The sequence below is a fragment of the Thalassococcus halodurans genome (assembly GCF_900108225.1).
Lineage (GTDB): Bacteria > Pseudomonadota > Alphaproteobacteria > Rhodobacterales > Rhodobacteraceae > Thalassococcus > Thalassococcus halodurans.
Window position 1 is genome coordinate 507,976 of the sequence record NZ_FNUZ01000003.1, and the last position, 14,915, is coordinate 522,890.

The window sequence follows — 14,915 nt, forward strand, 5'->3', positions numbered from 1 at the left end:
GACAATGATTTCTATTGGTGATTTATCCCAGACTTTGGTCATGAAACGCTGGCAGGCGCAGCTGAAGTCCGACGTTCTGACAAGCGGTGCCGAGGTCACAACCGGAGTTGCAGAGGATACTGGAAAGCACCTGAAAGGCGATCTGACGTCCCTTGGTCGGATTTCCGCAGATCTTTCAAATCGGGAGAGCCGCAGTATCGCGCTGAGTGAACTGGGTATTCGCGCGACGTCTACCCAGCAAAGTCTGACCTCAATCAATTCGGCGTGGTCCGAACTGAAATCAAGCCTTCAGCACGTTGAATTCGCGCAGGCGACTGTGGACAGAAACGCTTTGTCGGAAAGCGCACGAGCTGCCTTTGGTCTGACCATTTCCAACCTGAACACACAGGTCGCGGGCCGTTCGCTTTTCTCGGGTGTTGCAACTGACCGGCAGCCTTTGGCGGGCGAAAATGACATGCTTAATGAGATTTCACAGGTGTTGCAGGGCGCAACGACCGCTGATGAAGTCGAAATGCGTTTGGATGATTGGTTCAGCGACACAGGCGGGTTTGCTGCTTTGGGCTATTTAGGGTCCCAAACGGATGTCCCGCCACTGGATTTGGGAAATGGGCAGCGCATCGGGCTATCTGTTCGCGCCGACGACAATGTGTTCCGCGATGGCTTGAAGGCGATGGCTATGTCGATCTTCGCGACCGACAGTTCTCTGAACCTCGCGCCCTCAGAGCAGATCAAACTTCTTTCGCGGACGGCTGACGCGCTGAACGGCGCGGAATCCAACCTGATCAATTCCATGGCAAAGGTGGGGAACGTCGAAAGCCGCATTGATCGCATGCAGCAGGTTCAAGAAGCTGAGGTTCAAAATCTGGAAGCCGCCAAATTGGCGCTGACCGAAATCGATCAATACGAAGCGGCGACGAAACTCGAACAGGCCCAGACCCAGCTCGAGGCGCTTTATACAATCGTGTCGCGCAGGTCTCAGCTTTCGTTTCTAGAGGTTATGCGCTGATGTTTCGCGTCGTTTTACTCATCGCCTTTTGCGCAGTGTCATCGCTTGCTCATGCCCAATCTGTTCGTATCAAGGACCTGGTCGAGTTCGAGGGCTTTCGCGGGAATGATTTGGTTGGTTACGGCCTGGTTGTTGGCTTGAATGGCACAGGTGATGGCCTGCGCAATGCGCCCTACACCGAAGAAATCATGACAACCCTACTCGAGCGGCTTGGCGTAAACGTAAATGGCGAACAGTTTCGGCCAAAAAACGTAGCAGCAGTTTTCGTAACCGCTGAATTGCCCCCGTTCGCCAGAAACGGATCAAAAATCGATGTGACCGTATCAGCCATTGGCGATGCCAAAAGCCTGCTTGGCGGCACGTTGATCATGACTCCTTTGAACGCAGCGGATGGTGAAATCTATGCGGTCGCACAGGGAACCGTGATCGCGGGGGGTGTGTCCAATGAGGGGCAGGGCGCACGCGTTGTTCAAGGCGTCCCGACGTCTGGGTCAATTCCGTCTGGCGCGCGGGTCGAGCGAGAAGTGCAGTACAACTTTGCAGCGCTGAAATCCCTGCGTTTGGCATTGCGTGAACCGGATTTCACAACCGCGGTTCGCATCGAGACACAAATCAACAAACATCTCGGGCGACCGGCCGCGGTGATGCTGGATGCCGGAACCGTCGATGTTGATGTCGCGGCAGCAGGCAGCAACTCTCCTGCGCATCTGTTGGTGAATATCGAGTCTCTGGCGATCGCTCCGGAGCGCCGGGCAAAGGTTGTGGTCGACCAAAGATCAGGAACAATCGTGATTGGCGAATCCGTTCGTATCTCAAGGGTCGCGGTTTCACAGGGTGGGCTAACCCTGCGTATTCAGGAAGCACCCGTGGTTAGCCAGCCCAACCCGTTCTCAGATGGCGAGACGGTCGAACTTCCAAGAACGAACGCGCAGATTGATCAGGCCGAAGGAACAGGTTTGGCCGAAGTGTCTGGCGGAACGACTCTGTCGCAAATTGTTGAAGGATTGAATGCCTTGGGGGTCGCACCCCACGACATGATTGATGTTCTGAAAACGATACATGCCGCCGGTGCTTTGCACGCCGAACTTGTTGTTATGTAACCAAAAACTGCGGGAAAAACTATGTTTGGTTTGATCGGAATTGTAACCATTTTTGCCATGGTGTTCGGGGGTTACCTTTTGGCCGGCGGCAAGATGGGGATCATCATGAAATCGCTGCCGTTCGAGATGATGATGATTGGCGGCGCTGCAATTGGCGCTTTCTTGATTGCGAACGACAAACACGTTCTGAAGCACACCGGCAAGGACATCAAAAAGGTCTTCAAAGGGCCCAAGTGGGTGTCTGAAGACTATCGTGATCTGCTGTGTTTGCTCTCCGAACTTCTAAAAGTTGCCCGACAGAGCCCTATCGAGTTGGAAGCTCATATAGAAGAGCCTGATACCTCTTCGATTTTCGGGAAATATCCTAAAATTCAGGGCGACACAGAGGCGGTTTCGCTGATCTGCGACACGCTTCGATCCGGTTCCATGAACTACGATGACCCCCATCAAGTTGAAGAAATCCTCGAGAAGCGATTGGAGGCCAAGCTCCACTCAGATCTTCATTCAAGCCATGCATTGCAAACGGTCGCAGATGGTCTGCCGGCTCTGGGGATTGTGGCTGCCGTTCTTGGTGTGATCAAAACGATGGGTTCGATCGACCAGCCGCCGGAAGTTCTCGGTAAACTTATCGGCGGCGCGCTGGTTGGAACATTTCTTGGTGTTTTCTTGGCGTATGGCTTGGTGGCGCCCTTCGCGTCGCGTGTTCGGGCCGTCGTTGAGGAAGATAGCCATTTCTACAAGCTGATCAGAGAGGTGCTCGTTGCCAATCTCTTCAATCACCCAACCAATATGTGCATCGAAGTGGGGCGCCAGAACGCGCCTTCTGCGATCAGGCCGTCATTCGGTGACTTGGCAGAGGCATTGAAGCAGACGAAACAGGATGCAGCATGAAGTGTTTTCTTGCCGCATTCTTCTTGATTTTCGCACGTTCGGTTGCGGCTGAGGGCATCGTGGTCAAATCTGGATCACACGACGGTTTTGTCCGCTTGGTTGTGGAAATGCCGGATGGAAAAAAACCTATAATAATTCATAAAACGCGTAGATTGGTAGAGGTGAGGTTTCCGAAAGAAACCCTTTTCAATGTTGATCACGTTTTCGACTATATAAGTAACGAAAGACTAGATTCTATCTCTCAAGATAATGGGGCGATTAATCTACGCCTTAATTGTGATTGTGAGTTGTCCACTCACATATTTAATAGATCTCATTTTGTAATAGATATCCAAGACGGTGAAAATGACGTTTCGGTTTCAAGTTCTGGAAACTTCCTAAAGACTAAAAATTTTTGGAAATTTGATACAAGCAAAATCCCCGAAATAAATATTTTTAATGAATCAGAAGAACGCCATGAATCGAAAGCCATGCCAGATTCGACATCTACTCCTACCCAAAATGTTTGCCCAAGTACTAGCATTGTAAAGAATATTACAAAGCTTCCAATTGATTTCTCCTATGGAGACCTTCTGATCTCTAGAACCAATTTATCGGAAAAAGTGGGCAACGAACTATCCGACCAGGATGTAACTGAAATCATAGCGAAGTACCTTGCTTTGGGATTGTTCGCAGAGGCGGAGTCTTTGATGATCTCTTTGAATCTGGAGGAAAAGCGCGAAGCGCGCGCAGTTCTGAATGTGTCGGACGATCCAAACAGCTCTGGCTACGACTTCTCCAATTACGAAAAATGCCACGAAGCCTATGTTTTCTGGTCCATCTTCTCAGATCCACCCAGCCAAACCTCTGCAGACTACAAGGCTGCCTTGCGAATGATGGACAGTTTTCCAGAAGTCACGCGGCACTGGATTGAACCGCATTTTAAAGAAAGGTTGCTGCATCTTGGAGAGGCCAGTTTGGTCGACGAATTTTGGCCCGAAGAAGAAATTCCCCAGCTGGAAATGGATGTAAAAATTGCTACCCTAGGCACCATAAATGAGGAATCTTTGGTAGAAGTACCAATATCTCTTTTGGATCAGTTGACTGTTGTCGCTCAGAACATGAATGAGCTCGAAGAGTTGACGAAGATCAAATTATCCAAACGCTTATCCGAGAACGATCTTCTATCGTCGATCAAGATCATAGATGAAGCTGAACTCAGCTACGATACAAAGCTGTCCATGTTTAAATCGATTGTAAGTTATGCTGTCGAGTATGGAAGTGAAGAAGATGTATTATTGCTATCTTCGGCGGCTTTCTGGCAAAAAATTAACGAAGAAGACCAGGGCCAAGATGAGTTCACTCGCCTTAGGGAGGCAATTGACGCCATCGGACTTCCGGAATTTGATCCAAAATTCTCGATACCGAAATCTTATCCGGCAATGAGTGAAACATTAACGGATTCAAAACAATCGAGCTCACCATCAACAACGGAAGCTCCTTTAGGCACAGATTATTCTAAATTTTTAGAGGTAGTTAACGAAGTTGATGATCTTCTGAAGTCCGTAGTGACATCCGAGGGACGCATCGTTCCCTTGGATAATAAGCAGCGGGAACAGACGGCATTAACCCAATGACTACAAACATATCAAAGTTCTTGCTGCCAGGAGCACTTCTGGCCGTCATCATCATCATGGTGATGCCCCTTCCGTCATGGGTGCTTGATATCGGGCTTTCGCTGTCGTTCGCCTTGGCGATTTTGATATTTGCGGTCACTCTTTTCATTGAGCGACCATTGGATTTTTCGATTTTTCCTACCGTACTTCTTGCGACCCTGATGCTCCGGCTGTCGCTGAATGTCAGTTCAACAAAACTGATAATCGGACAGGGCCATGAGGGCATCAGCGCCGCCGGCAAGGTCATCGAAGGCTTTGCCCTTTTTGTGATGGGCGGCAGCATATTTCTGGGGCTGGTTGTCTTTCTTGTTCTGCTGATCGTGAACTTTGTTGTTATCACAAAGGGCGCGACGCGGATGGCCGAGGTCGGGGCGCGTTTTGCTTTGGATGGCATGCCGGGCAAGCAGTTGGCCATCGATAGCGATATGGCGGCCGGAGCCATTGATCACGAAACAGCAAAAGCGCGGCGTGAGACGGAGCTACAGGAAACAACTTTCTACGGGTCTCTGGACGGCGCTTCGAAATTCGTCAAAGGCGATGCCATTGCGGGCCTTTTGATCACGATGCTCAACCTCGTCATGGGGCTTATCATGGGCGTCGGTGTTCATGGAATGGAGTTCGGCGCTGCGGCCGAAACCTATGCCATTCTGACGGTTGGCGACAGTTTGGTGTCGCAAATTCCCGCTGTTATCGTGTCCATTGCTTCCGCTCTTTTGCTGGCGCGCGGCGGGGCAAAAGGCACGACAGACAGCGGTATCGTAGAGCAGCTTGGGCGCTATCCTGACGCACTTGTGCTTGTCTCCGCATTCATGGCGGTCCTCGCGTTTTTCCCGGGAATGCCGTTTCTGCCCTTCCTTTTTGGCAGCGGGGTTGTCGGCGTTTTTGCTTGGCTCAGAAAGGCAGCAATCCGGAAAGAGTCCGAACAAAGTTTGGAGGTAGAAGAGCTGTCGTCCGAACCGCCGACCAAACCGTTGGGTGACATTCTGGATTTGGACGAAATCCATATCGAGTTTGCGCCGGATCTGGTGCCAATGGCTTTGAATGCTGACACGGGCATGGATTCACGGATTACCAACCTCAGACGCCACATCGCTACGGATTTCGGGTTCATTTTGCCCGAGATCAGGTTGACCGACGGCTTGGATTTAGCGCCAGGCACCTATGTCATTTATATTCAAGGAGTAGAGGTCGCCCGCGGCATGCTGCACGCGGATCTGGTTCTGGCCTTGTTGCCCGAAAATCAGGCCTCTCTACCAGATGGCCAAGATGTCAAAGAACCCGTCTATGGCGCGCCAGCCCGCTGGATCAGTCGCGAAAAACAAGATGTGGCGGCCCTTGCCGGTGCCACCATCGTTGTGCCGACCGAAGTTCTGACGACCCATCTGATGGAGACTATCAAGGCGAACTTCTCGCGGTTGTTTACGCTCAAATCGCTGCGTCGCATCCTGGATGAAATGGTGCAGGTGTCCAACCCGTTCCGCGCCGAGGCGAATAAAAGACTGCTCGATGAAATGATCCCCGAAAAGGTTCAAATCGATAATCTTCTGCCGGTTCTCAAGCTCTTGCTGGACGAGCAGGTCTCCATTCGAAATCTTCCACTGATACTTGAGGCTTTGGCTGAAATTAGCCAGTCACGCAGATCGATCGATGAGCAGTGCGAACACGTGCGACAACGGTTGGGCTTTCAGATTGTGTCGGGTCTGAAGCGCCCGGATGGAACTATTCCTCTGATCCAGCTTGCTCCGGAATGGGAAGATCTGTTCCGCGCTCATCAGGTGTCGATGGATGACGCGTCTTTCAATGTCGCGTTGCCAAAGAAAGAGTTTGATGCCCTGACGGGTAATGCCGCATCTATTGTATCCGACAATCAGACGAACGGTATTTCCGCGGCATTTGTGACAAATGGAAAGCGTCGGCGGTTCATTCGGACAGTGTTGTCCTCCAAGGGCATCAACAATCCGGTCCTCTCGTTTGATGAGCTTGGTGTCGCCAATAAGCCATACCTTGTCGGCACGGTCGCAACCTGATGTTTGTGGCCGAGCTTCTTCTTGCGCAGCAGGAATTCCTGACATCGCTTTTTCTGGTTTTCCTTAGGGTAGGGGGCCTGATGACGGTTGTTCCGGGCTTTGCCGACCGATCTGTTCCAGTGCGCTTCCGTCTTGTCCTTGCTGGCGCATTTTCGGTGATATGCCTTGGTTCGATGCCCGATTTTGCGGCCATACACAATTTGACACTTACCAGCTTGCCGCTTTGGGTTCTCGCTGAAGTTTTGATCGGCGTGTTCCTTGGTTTGGGGCTTCGGTTTCTGATTTTTGCCCTTCAAATGGCAGGCACAATAGCCGCCCAATCAATGTCCCTGTCACAGCTTTTCGGTGGGTCCCAAGAAGACCCGATGCCAACGATCGGCCATATCCTGACCTTTGCGGCGCTGGCGCTTTTGATGGCGGGCGGCTTCCATGTGAAGCTCGCCATGTTCATCATCAGCTCCTATGTCTGGTTGCCGTTTGGTGCCGTACCCACTGCGGAAGACGTTGTCGCTTGGGCCCTGGCCAACGCGGGCACCATGATGAACCAAGCCTTTGTACTCGCGGCTCCATTTTTGATTGTGTCGATCCTCTACAATCTGACTTTGGGCGTGATCAACAAAGCGATGCCCCAGTTGATGGTTGCTTTGGTCGGCGCTCCGGCCGTGACATGGGCGGCAATTGCCTTATTGATGATCGCGTCTCCGCTAATGCTGGGCATATGGCTTGTTTCTGTCGATAAATTCCTGGCGTCGCCGGTTGGGGGGCCCTAGATGGCCGAAGATCAGGACAGCGAAAAATCCCACGAGCCATCAGAGAAAAAGCTTCGCGACGCCAGACAGAAAGGGCAGGTCGCACGATCGCCTGATCTGTTGACGGCCACGGCCTACGGCGGGTTTTTGATCGGGGCGATCGCACTTGGATCTGGCGCAATCATGACTGCGGCTAATGGTTTGATGATCTATTGGTCGCAAGCCGCACAGTTCTTTCCGAATAACGGCTCTGGTCTGGACAACACTGATTGGTTCAAACCTTTGCTGAATGTAACGGGCGCGCTCTGGCTGTTCTGGGTGGTACCGGGGCTTTGTGTTCTGGCCGTGCTTCTCGCGACCAGAACGTTGATTTTCTCGCCATCGAAACTGGCGCCAAAATTGTCGCGGATTTCCCTTTTGGAAAACGCAAAGAACAAATTTGGCAAAAGGGGTCTATTCGAGTTTTCGAAAAGCGCAGTGAAGTTATTGATTTACTGCATAATTTTGGGAATTTTCATTCGCTTGAACCTAAATGAAATCTTGGCGTCTCTTGCGCAGGAAGCCCACCAGATTGCCGTGCTTCAGACAAACGTTGTCATACGTTTCTTGACGCTGGTTTTTGTCGTCGCGCTTGTCATCGCCGCTGTAGATTTTCTTTGGCAGCACTTTGAATTTTTGTCCCGGAACCGGATGTCACACAAAGAACTCAGGGATGAAGCAAAAGAGGCCGAGGGGGATCCGCACCAAAAATCCCAAAGGCGAGCGCGCGCCGAAGAGATTGCGAGGCAAAACATCGCGGCAAGTGTTCCCAAGGCCGACGTCATCATCGTTAACCCGACCCACTATGCGGTCGCGCTTCAGTGGGACAGCTCGAAACACTCAGCGCCAATTTGTGTTGCGAAGGGTGTGGATGAGGTTGCGGCAAGAATCCGCGAAATCGCCAATGAGTCAGGTGTCCCGATCCATTCAGATCCGCCAGTCGCGCGCGCGATTCACAAGACAGTTGAAATCGGTGCCGAAATTCAGCCGGAACTCTACAGGGCGGTTGCCGCTGCCCTTAGATTTGCCGAGGCCGCGCGGGTCGCTAAAAAGAGGGGTCTTTGATGAAAAACAAATATTCAGAACTGGCACTTGTCGCGAGGTTTATGGAAGAAAAGGCAGAGGCGGATTGCCGTGCGGTTCAGGCGCAAGGGGATCGTCTGCGCGGTGAAACCGTCAAAGCAAGCGACGCATTTCGCGAGGGAATGAATGTCGATTGGGACGACGCCGCGATGCAGTTGTCCGGTATGAACGAAACATGGCTTGCCTGGCTTGCTGAACGTCAGAAATCTTTGAACATCGCGCTTGCGAAAAACAGAGCGCTCGAGGCACATCGTACAGATCAATTGAGGGTCAAATTTTCCAACCGCCTTGCGGCCGAGGCCTTGGTGGAAATGGAAGCGCTTGCCTTGAAATCGGAAGCCAAGAAAAAGGCACAACGGAAAATGGCCTCGGTCATTCTGATGGCCGAGGCTAAAAACCGGTAGGTCGAAAAATTTACTGCTTGGCGATTTCTACGATAAGCACGTCACGCGTTTTCCCGCGCGTGATGTCCTGGGCCGCAGCACGCAGAGCGTTGCGCAGAATTTCGAGCGATCGATTGCTGGTGTAACCGCTGCCGAAGTGCCCTTTGTTCGCGTGATCGAATAGGATTTGAAGAAACTTGTCGCGGATTTTGGGTTCGAGATGAAACACCTCTGACGTCGTCCCCGGCTCGACCTCAAGACTAAGCGACATGACCACCATGGCATCAACTTCGTCTTGGACCAAAACCGGAACCAAAAACTGGTTGGCAAGCTTCACAAACTCTCCATCGCTTAGCAGAGCTTCCTCGGAACCTGGGGGTGTTTCCGCTACAATCTTTTCCGCAGCTGGCAGGCAGGCGATTTCGGTATCGTGTGATTGCTTGTCCGCGCCCATAACAATTGCTGCGCCCACGCCTGCTCCGGTGCCTAGAAGTGCCAAGATGATTGGAAGTATCAGTTTCAACGTTGGCTCCTTTTAAAACGGCAGTACGACGTCAAGAATCTGCTGACCAATGCGCGGTTGCTGCACATCCGAGATATGCCCACGACCGCCGTATGAGATCTGCGCGCCTGCGATTTTGTCGTACGTGATTTCGTTTGACCTCGAGATATCTTCGGGGCGGACAAACCCGGATACGAACAACTCCCGCATCTCGAAATTCACACGTACCTGTTGCGTTCCCGAAATTTGGAGCACGCCGTTCGGCATTGTCTGGATGACCGTTGCCGCAATTCGCAGCGCGAGTTTTTCTTTGCGTTTCACGGACCCTTCGCCGCCCGACTTCGCCGAACTGTTCAACGAGACTGCATTGGACAGGCTCGCGCCCGCGGGCATGTCTGGGTCGACGCGCTGGGGCAGGCCGAAAAGCTCGGGGATCGCGAGTTGCTCGGACCCGCTACGCGACCGGTTGCTGCTGTTCGAAATTTCGGCAGCATCGTCGATTTCAATCACCACCGTCAGAATATCACCTCGCCGCACCGCGCGTTGATCGCCCAGTAGGGAAGCGGGCCCGGCGTGCCATAGGGATGCACGATCAATTTCATGGATTGAGGGCAGTTCTGTCGGCAGAGCGCCAAAGGTCATCGCCTGCAATTCATGGCTGTCATCAACAGGCGTGAAATCGGGCTCTGTGCCAATATGTTTCACGCGCCCGCACCCGCTTAGCATTAGGCAAATCAGAGACGAATACATCAGAAATTTCATTTTCACTCCGTGACCAAAAGCGTCCCGTTCGGCTGAACGATTGCTGTCAGACTGGTTTTAGATTGCAGGTTCATCGCTCTGATCCGCTCTCCGACAGAGCCACGCCCAAGGGCACGTCCTTCGACTTCAATACTGAGGGCGCCCTGGGTGAAAATCAGAGGAACGATGGCATTTCTTTCAACGACTGCCGGTGGGGCGACCTGGCTCAGCATGATTGTCCGCCCCGAAAAAAGCGCGACGCTGGCCTCCATCCCAAGAAGCTGATCGGCATGCATTGCTGCCCCGTCAACGGAATCGGGAACTGTCAAAAGCATGTCGGCGGTCAGAACCTCGTAGGGGCGAATGTTCCGGGCGGCGACGATGCTGTCGGCGAATGCAGTGGATGCGCTAAGCACCGTGGTCAAAAGGGCGGAAACTAGTTTCATTTGATTTGCGTCGTCGCGCCAAGCATCTGATCTGCCGCGGTCATGACCTTGGCATTCAGTTCATAACCGCGTTGGGCTTCGATCAGTTCGGTGATTTCACGGACGGCATCAACGGAACTGTTCTCAAGGTAACCCTGCCGGACGGTGCCAACGCCATCAGTTCCCGGTGTGGCAACCAGCGCATTGCCCGAGGCAGCTGTTTCAAGAAACAGATTTCCGCCCAGCGCTTCGAGGCCTTTGGGGTTGGAAAAGCCCGAAAGCGTCAGTTGCCCCAACAGCTGGGCTTCGGTGCTTGTGTCAAAATAGGCGTACACCTCGCCCGAGGCATTGATCGACAGCGATCGCGTGTCGGCGGGAATAACGATTTCGGGAACCACGGGATGCCCGTCAGACGTGACGATCATGCCGTCCGCATTCCGCTTTAACGACCCGTCGCGCGTGTAGGCGGACTGGCCCGAAGGCAAAGTGACTTCAAGAAAACCGGACCCATCGATTGCAATATCCAGATCACCACCTGTTTGACTGAGCGAGCCTTGTGAAGGCTGGAACGTGACTGAGGCGGGCCGGACACCAAGCCCAAGCTGGATACCGGTCGGAAGCATTGTACCGTTTGATGCTGTCACAGTCCCAGCCCGGGCGACCTGTTCATATTGCAGGTCGGTGAATTCGGCGCGTCGTGGGTTGTAGCCCGTCGTGCTCATGTTCGACAGGTTCTGCGAGATCACCTCGACCCGCATTTGTTGGGCAGACATACCAGTGGCAGCGATTTGAAGGGCGCGCATGGGAACTCCTACTGTTTATCTAGAAAGGCTTTGGATTGAGGATTTGACGCGGTCGCTTTCTGCATCGAGAAAGCTTTGCCCCATTTCATAAGCGCGTTGGACTTCGATCAACCGGGCCATCTGGCCGATTGGATCCACGTTGGACGCTTCAAGAAACCCCTGCATGACAGTGGTGTTTTCGGATGGCTCAAAGCCCGCATCGGCGCGGAACAGCAAATTGCCTTCCCTCACCAAACCCGCGGGGTCTGTTGGCGCTACAACGCCAATCTGTGCTACCGGCGCCCCGTCTTGCGTGATTGTACCATCTTGCCCGATCCGCGTGTCGCTGGCGTTCGGTAACAGTTGGATAGGTGCCCCGCCGGAGTCCAGCACAGCCATACCTGAAGGCGTCACCAGCTCACCCGCGGCATTCGTGGTAAATGCGCCAGCGCGGCTGAGCCGTGGGCCATCTGCCGATTGAATCAGGAAATAGCCATCGCCCTGAAGCCCGAGATCGAACTGACCCTCGGACAGCTCAAGGCTGCCTTGATGTGTCAGCGTCTCGGAAATGCGGGCGGTTGCCATCGAAACCGAACCCCTGTCGGTATCGGTGATATATTCCGAAAAAAGGACGCCCTGTTGGCGGTACCCCTTGGTTTGTGCATTGGCGATATTGTTCGCGACGACGCGCATTTCCCGCTCAAGCCCCGCCATACGGGTCAGTGTGGTGTAACCTGTGGTTTGCATCTCAGCTTTCCGTGATTAGGGGGATGATCTGGCTATGGAAAAATGACACGAGCGTTTCCGTCATAAAGTTCATCGACATCCAGAAAACGGCGACGATGGCCACGAGTTTGGGCACAAAGGTCAGCGTCATTTCCTGAACGGACGTCAGGGCCTGAAACAGGCCGATGCACAGTCCGGTCACAAGCGCGGCAAGAAGGATCGGGGTCGACGTTATTGTCGCGATCCAAAGCCCCTGACGCAGCACGTCGTATATCTGGGTGTCCTGCACGGGTCAGACCGGCATCCGAAGAATTTCTTGGTAGGCCTCGACCACTTTGTTGCGCAGTGTCACAGCGGTTTCGACAGCCAGTTCAGATTGCGCCAGCGCCGCTACAAGGGCATGGGGATCTGCGTTACCGGACAGGGCAGCTTTGGCTTCGCCCTCGGCATTGGCAAGCGTGGCGGAAAAGCTTTCGAACTTTTCAGCAGCTGCGGCTGCCATTGCATCTGGTTTTGTCGCCGCTTGGATCGAGCTCGTTTGATTTGAAAACAGGGTTTGGATGTCCATTCTGGTCTCCTAAATTTGGGTGGTTATCGTCTGAGAAGGTCGTAAAGGCCGCGCGCCATTTCTTTGGTTTGCTCGAACATTTTCAGGTTCGCTTCGTAGGTGCGCTGGGCTTCGCGGGAATCGGCCATCTCGATCAGCAAATTGACGTTGGAGCCTTCGTAAAAACCGCTCTCGTCGGCCAGCGGATGGCCCGGCTCAAAAATCCGTTCGCCGTCCGTCGGGTCCAATAGCACCGGACCGGTCGAAACAGTGGTGGGCTCGCCTGCGCTTGCGCGCACGGCTTCGAAAACAACGGTTTTCCGCTGGTAGCCGGGGGTGTCTGCGTTTGCGATATTTTCAGACAGGTGGCGCAGGCGCGTCGCTTGTGCGTGCAGCCCGCTTGCGGTGACCTTAATGGCGTTGGAAAAATCATTCATTTGTTCTGACCTCATGATTTTCCAAGGCTAAGGCGCAGGATTTTTAGGCTGGATTGAATGATAGACAGCGCTTTTGTGTGATCGCTTTTGGCCTGAGCGGCCTCCATCATTTCTTCTTCCAGATTCACGGCATTGCCATTCGGGTCCGCGCTCGTGCGATTGATAATCTGATCTTGAAAAGCAAAGGGCGTGGCGCGGCCTGTATGCTGACTGCGCGTGGTCTTGATCTGCTGACCGCTGGCCGAGTCAAAGCTGGCCTGAAACGTGGATACGCGCAGAGCTTTGTATCCCGGCGTATCTGCGTTCGCGAGGTTTTGGGCGCTGGCGGCCTGACGGCGCCCAGCATTTTTCGCAAGTGCGATAGAGGCGTCTAAGACCTGCATATTTTGGAACATCGGGGCTTCTCCCTCGGTGGCTTCAATCAAGCCTTAACCGCGATTCCTTTAGAAACCGTTTGCAAGAGTTGAACGGAGCGCACGATGGATCGATTCGAATTGGCAGGACTGGCATCCGAAATTGGCAAATTGCGGATGTCTCGCGTTGCGGGCCGCGTTCACGCCGTCGACAGCAATATCGTCTGGGTGTCCGGTTTAACCAATCTTCTGTCTGTCTCTGATCGGGTGCAGATCACGCAGAACAGCGGCAAAAAGCTATTTGCCGAGGTTTTGCGGCTGTCCGATCAGGGCGCCGGAGTGATGGTCGAGGGGCCTTTGTCCGGCATCGCGATCGGTGATCGCGTAACGCAGTGGAGCAATGTCAGTCTGCGCCCGAATATGGGGTGGATTGGCCGTGTAATTGATCCGGATGGCCAGCCATTGGACGGTCGTCCCATCCCCATTTCCGAAGATGAGACTTCCACACGAACGGTTTCTCCGATGGCCCGTCGCGGTCTGGGGGAAAGGCTTAAGACCGGACTGTCTGTCTTTGATACGTTTTTGCCGCTGGTACAGGGTCAAAGGATCGGTGTTTTTGCTGGCTCCGGTGTCGGTAAATCCCGTCTGCTGGCGCAGTTGACCCGCGGAATAAACGTCGATGTTGTTGTGGTGGCGATGGTCGGTGAACGCAGTCGCGAAATCCGCGATTTTGTGCAGAACGTTCTGGGGCCGGAAGGCATGGCAAAAAGCATCGTAGTTGCGGCAAGCTCCGAACGACCGGCATTGGAAAGACGGCGTTGCGCCCGCTCTGCTATGGAAATCGCAGAATATTTCCGCGACCAGGGAAAACAGGTTCTTTATTTGGCCGACTCACTGACGCGCATGGCCGAAGCCCACCGCGACATCGCCTTTTCAGCCGGTGAACTGCCCGTCCTGCAGGGGTTTCCCCCCTCGATGCCCGCCGAGCTCATGGGCCTGTGCGAACGCGCAGGGCCAGGTGGTGAAGGGCAGGGCGATATCACCGCGGTTTTCACCGTGCTCGTCGCTGGCTCCGATATGGAAGAACCGGTCGCCGATGTTCTGAGAGGTACGCTGGACGGACATGTTATCTTGGACCGGGAAATCGCAGAGCGCGGCAGATTTCCAGCGATTGATATCTTGCGTTCGGTGTCCAGAAGCCTGCCAGAAGCTGCATCTGAGCCCGAGAATGATTTGCTAACACATGCGCGTCGCTTGTTGGGCCAGTATGAAAAGATCGAGCCGATGATGCGGGCAGGTCTTTATCGAGAGGGCGCAGACCCGAGAATTGACGAAGCTGTGGCGGCATGGCCAGAGCTGGATTCATTTGTCTCGGATCAAAGCGTTTCAGGTCACGAGCAGAGCTTTGCCAAATTGAACCTGATCCTGCGTAGGGCGGCCGCAGGCACTATCAAAGCCGCGTCCTAAAA

The 14,915-nt window shown here is 53.5% G+C and carries 18 protein-coding genes; 9 read left to right on the forward strand and 9 right to left on the reverse strand.

Annotated elements, in window-relative coordinates:
- The first annotated feature begins 4 nt into the window (after positions 1–4).
- From C4S59_RS12300 to C4S59_RS12335, 8 genes are read left to right on the forward strand one after another with little or no spacing between them, the layout of a single operon-like run.
- On the forward strand, positions 5–1,006 hold the full coding sequence (locus C4S59_RS12300) for a flagellin (protein WP_103910787.1): 1,002 nt from the start codon (positions 5–7) through the stop codon (positions 1,004–1,006).
- A complete protein-coding gene (locus tag C4S59_RS12305) occupies positions 1,006–2,106 on the forward strand; it encodes a flagellar basal body P-ring protein FlgI (protein WP_103910788.1) in 1,101 nt (366 codons plus the stop codon). The genes C4S59_RS12300 and C4S59_RS12305 overlap by 1 nt, the downstream gene beginning before the upstream one ends.
- A gap of 21 nt (positions 2,107–2,127) precedes the next feature.
- On the forward strand, positions 2,128–2,997 hold the full coding sequence (motA, locus tag C4S59_RS12310; protein WP_103910789.1) for a flagellar motor stator protein MotA: 870 nt from the start codon (positions 2,128–2,130) through the stop codon (positions 2,995–2,997).
- A complete protein-coding gene (locus C4S59_RS12315; protein WP_103910790.1) occupies positions 2,994–4,613 on the forward strand; it encodes a hypothetical protein in 1,620 nt (539 codons plus the stop codon). The genes motA and C4S59_RS12315 overlap by 4 nt, the downstream gene beginning before the upstream one ends.
- Positions 4,610–6,679, forward strand: coding sequence for a flagellar biosynthesis protein FlhA (flhA, locus tag C4S59_RS12320; RefSeq protein WP_103910791.1), 2,070 nt, complete (start codon positions 4,610–4,612; stop codon positions 6,677–6,679). Before C4S59_RS12315 ends, flhA begins: the two co-directional genes overlap by 4 nt.
- On the forward strand, positions 6,679–7,449 hold the full coding sequence (locus C4S59_RS12325) for a flagellar biosynthetic protein FliR (RefSeq protein WP_103910792.1): 771 nt from the start codon (positions 6,679–6,681) through the stop codon (positions 7,447–7,449). The genes flhA and C4S59_RS12325 overlap by 1 nt, the downstream gene beginning before the upstream one ends.
- Positions 7,450–8,532: an EscU/YscU/HrcU family type III secretion system export apparatus switch protein gene (locus tag C4S59_RS12330; RefSeq protein WP_103910793.1), complete on the forward strand. Its 1,083-nt coding sequence runs from the start codon at positions 7,450–7,452 to the stop codon at positions 8,530–8,532.
- Complete coding sequence (locus C4S59_RS12335) at positions 8,532–8,954, forward strand: hypothetical protein (RefSeq protein WP_103910794.1); 423 nt, start codon at positions 8,532–8,534, stop codon at positions 8,952–8,954. Before C4S59_RS12330 ends, C4S59_RS12335 begins: the two co-directional genes overlap by 1 nt.
- A 10-nt stretch (positions 8,955–8,964) precedes the next feature.
- Here the strand turns inward: C4S59_RS12335 and C4S59_RS12340 are convergent, their stop codons facing one another.
- From C4S59_RS12340 to C4S59_RS12380, 9 genes are all read right to left on the reverse strand, one after another.
- On the reverse strand, positions 8,965–9,405 hold the full coding sequence (locus tag C4S59_RS12340) for a flagellar basal body-associated FliL family protein (protein ID WP_234994755.1): 441 nt from the start codon (positions 9,403–9,405) through the stop codon (positions 8,965–8,967).
- 63 nt (positions 9,406–9,468) lie between these two features.
- Entirely contained in the window at positions 9,469–10,197 is a 729-nt protein-coding gene (flgH, locus tag C4S59_RS12345; RefSeq protein WP_234994756.1) for a flagellar basal body L-ring protein FlgH, read from the reverse strand.
- A 2-nt stretch (positions 10,198–10,199) separates the two neighbouring features.
- On the reverse strand, positions 10,200–10,622 hold the full coding sequence (flgA, locus tag C4S59_RS12350; protein ID WP_103910796.1) for a flagellar basal body P-ring formation chaperone FlgA: 423 nt from the start codon (positions 10,620–10,622) through the stop codon (positions 10,200–10,202).
- Positions 10,619–11,404 carry a flagellar basal-body rod protein FlgG gene (gene flgG / locus C4S59_RS12355; RefSeq protein WP_103910797.1) on the reverse strand — a complete coding sequence of 262 codons (786 nt, stop codon included), beginning with the start codon at positions 11,402–11,404 and terminating at the stop codon, positions 10,619–10,621. The genes flgA and flgG overlap by 4 nt, the downstream gene beginning before the upstream one ends.
- A gap of 15 nt (positions 11,405–11,419) precedes the next feature.
- Positions 11,420–12,130 (reverse strand): flagellar hook-basal body complex protein, encoded by a 711-nt coding sequence (locus C4S59_RS12360; RefSeq protein WP_103910798.1) that lies wholly within the window; start codon positions 12,128–12,130, stop codon positions 11,420–11,422.
- Position 12,131: 1 nt separating this feature from the next.
- Positions 12,132–12,398 (reverse strand): flagellar biosynthetic protein FliQ, encoded by a 267-nt coding sequence (locus tag C4S59_RS12365; RefSeq protein WP_103910799.1) that lies wholly within the window; start codon positions 12,396–12,398, stop codon positions 12,132–12,134.
- A gap of 3 nt (positions 12,399–12,401) precedes the next feature.
- A complete protein-coding gene (gene fliE / locus C4S59_RS12370; RefSeq protein ID WP_103910800.1) occupies positions 12,402–12,677 on the reverse strand; it encodes a flagellar hook-basal body complex protein FliE in 276 nt (91 codons plus the stop codon).
- 23 nt (positions 12,678–12,700) lie between these two features.
- A complete protein-coding gene (flgC, locus tag C4S59_RS12375; RefSeq protein ID WP_103910801.1) occupies positions 12,701–13,093 on the reverse strand; it encodes a flagellar basal body rod protein FlgC in 393 nt (130 codons plus the stop codon).
- 11 nt (positions 13,094–13,104) lie between these two features.
- Positions 13,105–13,488 (reverse strand): flagellar basal body protein, encoded by a 384-nt coding sequence (locus C4S59_RS12380; RefSeq protein ID WP_103910866.1) that lies wholly within the window; start codon positions 13,486–13,488, stop codon positions 13,105–13,107.
- An 84-nt stretch (positions 13,489–13,572) separates the two neighbouring features.
- Here C4S59_RS12380 and C4S59_RS12385 point away from each other — a divergent pair, with 84 nt between their 5' ends.
- The gene (locus tag C4S59_RS12385) at positions 13,573–14,913 is read left to right on the forward strand and encodes a FliI/YscN family ATPase (protein ID WP_103910802.1); all 1,341 of its coding nucleotides are present in this window, start codon (positions 13,573–13,575) and stop codon (positions 14,911–14,913) included.
- Positions 14,914–14,915: the final 2 nt, after the last annotated feature.